The organism is Cetobacterium sp. (assembly GCF_977044495.1).
In genome coordinates, this window is sequence record NZ_CDRRQU010000085.1 from 1 (window position 1) to 2,953 (window position 2,953).

The 2,953-nt window shown below is 29.9% G+C and carries 2 protein-coding genes and 1 pseudogene; 1 reads left to right on the forward strand and 2 read right to left on the reverse strand.

The window, feature by feature from the left end:
• Nucleotides 1-524, reverse strand: a pseudogene (locus ACWI69_RS11900) (hypothetical protein); the annotation flags it as partial.
• Nucleotides 525-761: 237 nt separating this feature from the next.
• Between ACWI69_RS11900 and ACWI69_RS11905 the strand changes: the two are divergent.
• Nucleotides 762-1,976: a dicarboxylate/amino acid:cation symporter gene (locus ACWI69_RS11905; RefSeq protein WP_448822051.1), complete on the forward strand. Its 1,215-nt coding sequence runs from the start codon at nucleotides 762-764 to the stop codon at nucleotides 1,974-1,976.
• A 9-nt stretch (nucleotides 1,977-1,985) separates the two neighbouring features.
• Here ACWI69_RS11905 and gshAB read toward each other — a convergent pair whose 3' ends face one another.
• The gene (gene gshAB / locus ACWI69_RS11910; protein ID WP_448822052.1) at nucleotides 1,986-2,864 is read right to left on the reverse strand and encodes a bifunctional glutamate--cysteine ligase GshA/glutathione synthetase GshB; all 879 of its coding nucleotides are present in this window, start codon (nucleotides 2,862-2,864) and stop codon (nucleotides 1,986-1,988) included.
• Nucleotides 2,865-2,953: the final 89 nt, after the last annotated feature.

The following is a 2,953-nucleotide window of genomic DNA, read 5'->3' on the forward strand; positions in this document are numbered from 1 at the left end:
TCCTCAATTTTTATAATTCTTTCAAATTCTGCCCTCAATTCAATCATAATAATTTTCTTTTCTTTTGACTTTTTATTTTCGATTCTTCCCAATAAAACTAAATTTCCAGAACTTATTCTAGGCATTGGATGGAATGGGTCAATTTCAATTATTTCCAATACGGGTTGAGTTAACCTATTAAAATAATCATCTGCACACTCTTTTTCTTTTTTACTCAAGCTAAAATAATCTTTTATATCGATATCTGTCTCTCTTCTCAAATCTTTTAAATACAAACCATACTCATTATAAGTATTTTCTACCATTTTTCTTATGTTATTATAAATTTTTTCTCTTTCTGTTTTAGCTCTTTTTTTAGGCACTCTAACCATAAAAAATTGATCTAAATTAGTTGTTGCTATTGCCAAGAACATTGCTCTTTCTAAAAGTGGATTTCTTCCAGCTCTAGATTCATAAACTACTTTACTATTAAATTCTAACCAACTTAAATCTCGATTATAAAGCTCTTTTTTCTTCTCTTTCATAACAAAAACCTCCTAAATTGTTTGTTGTAGAAAGTATAGAAAAAGATACTATCTTTTCCTTTATTTTTAATAAAAAAATTTTGTTCACTATTTCATATTAAATTAAAATTTTATGCAAAATTGTATTTCTTTAACTTTTAAAAATATTTTTTTAATAATTTTAAAAATAAAATTTTACTTTTCGTTTTGAATGTGATAAAATTATCAATATAATTTTGTGAATGGGAGAAAAAATTTATGAAAAGACTAAATAACAGTACAACTATAATTATTTCTATGTTTTTAGGCATAATTGCTGGAGTTCTTTTAAAAGATAAAGCAGTTATATTTGCACCACTAGGAGATATATTTTTGAAATTAATTTCAATGCTCATTATACCACTGGTATTTTTTAATATTATTCTTGGGGCCATCTCTTTAGGAAAAACAAAATCTGTTGGAAAAATTGGTTTTTTAACTTTAGGCTATTATCTGTTTACATCATCTATCGCTGTCGTCATTGGAATTGGAGCTGGATACATATTTAATCCTGGAGTGGGCGTTATTGTTCCCACATCCCTATTAGCAAAAGAAGGAGCTTATGCAGGTATAAATTCTGGATTAGATTTTTGGGGAACTATCATAAATATAATTCCTGATAATCCCTTCAAATCATTAATAGATGGTAATATCCTACAAATTATATTTTTTTCACTATTTTTTGGTTTATCTCTATCTAAAGTGCCTGATGAAAGACAAAAACCAATTATTAATCTTTTAGAGATAATTAATGAGTCCCTAATAAATATGATTGAAAAAATACTTCTACTTGCCCCAATTGGAGTTTTTGCATTAATGGCTAACTCCATTGCACTCTTTGGCATCAATATACTTTTATTAGTTACTAAATTATTTTTAGTATTCTCTTTGGCTCTTGGATTGATACATTTTATTATGTTACCTGGATTTGTTAGACTTTTTACTGGAATATCCCCACTTAAATTTATAAAGAAAACTGCTCCAGCACAAATTTTAGCATTTTCAACTGCTTCATCTATGGCCACTTTACCTCTTAATACTGAATGTTGCAAAAAACTGGGAGTTCAAAGTTCTACAACTTCATTTGTTTTACCTTTGGGAGCTACTGTTAATATGAATGGAAATGCTATGCTTTATGGACTTGTCACTATGTTCTTTGCTCAAATGTTTGGAGTAGAACTTGGAACAAATGAGTACGTCGCTATCGTTCTTACATCTGTCCTTGGAGCTATTGGAACTGCTGGTGTTCCAGGTCCATCTCTTCTTGTGGTTGCTGTCTTAGTTGCTGCTGGTGTTCCTGTTATAGCACTTCCTTTAGTATTTGGAATTGATAGAATAATGGACATGATGAGAACTTCTACTAACATTTTAGGAGACGCTTCTTGTGCTGTTATTATGGAAAGTATACTAAAAAAAGAAAAAGAGGTTTTATAAACCTCTTTTTTACTTTATGTATCCAAGTGCTTTCAATATTTTTTCTCCCAGATTTCTATTTTTACCCCTGTATGGATAACAGTGTATATGTATCGCAGGGTTGAAATTTAATTCTATTATGGCGTAATTTCCTTCTGAGTTTGAATTTTTTATATCCTTTATCATCATATCCACTCCACATATCTTTGCTCCTACAGCTTTTGAAGCCTTTATCGCAATTTTTTTATATGTCTCCAAGATATCATCTGTATAATCTAAACTATCCCCACCTGTACTTATATTTGAATTTTCTCTTAAATAGATAACTTCATCTTTTTTAGGAATGTACTCGATTGTTAAACCTTGTCCTTTTAAAAATAATTTTTCAGAGTCTCCTAATTTTATTTTTTCTAAGGGCGTTTTATACCCAACACCTCTCAGTGGATCTAAATTTTTTTCATCTGCAAGCTCTTTTATAGTCTTTCGCCCATCTCCTTTTACATTTGCAGGAACTCTGTGTAGAATACCTACCACCTCATCATCTATAACAAAAATTCTGTACTCTTTTCCTTTTACAAACTTTTCTATAATAATCGAACTGTCCTCTTTAAAAGCTATTTCTAAGGCTTTTTCATAATCTTCTTTTGAAAACTTATCTTTAAATATTGTAATCCCAAGACCAAAGTTTGTAGATTTAGGTTTTATAACTACTCCTGCCTTATATTTTATATAATCACTTTTCGCTTCATCAATATTAAAATAATCTTTTCCTTCTGGAACTACAATTCCATCTTTTTCTAAAATCTTTTTAGTTACTACTTTATTTTCCATAATTAACATTGTGACATAGGAATCCAAAGAAGTTTTAGTAGCTTGTTTCACATACTCTATCTTTCCATCTTTTTCCAAGGATGTGAACTACCACCGCCCTAATAGAGGGCGGGGCTTCGTGGGAAGTATCTGACTCATGTCGGATATATTAATCACGCTCTACGGGT

What these genes read in the sequence shown, in the direction of transcription:
- ACWI69_RS11905 (WP_448822051.1), top strand. Translation starts at nt 762, where the DNA reads ATGAAAAGACTAAATAACAGTACAACTATAATTATTTCTATGTTTTTA.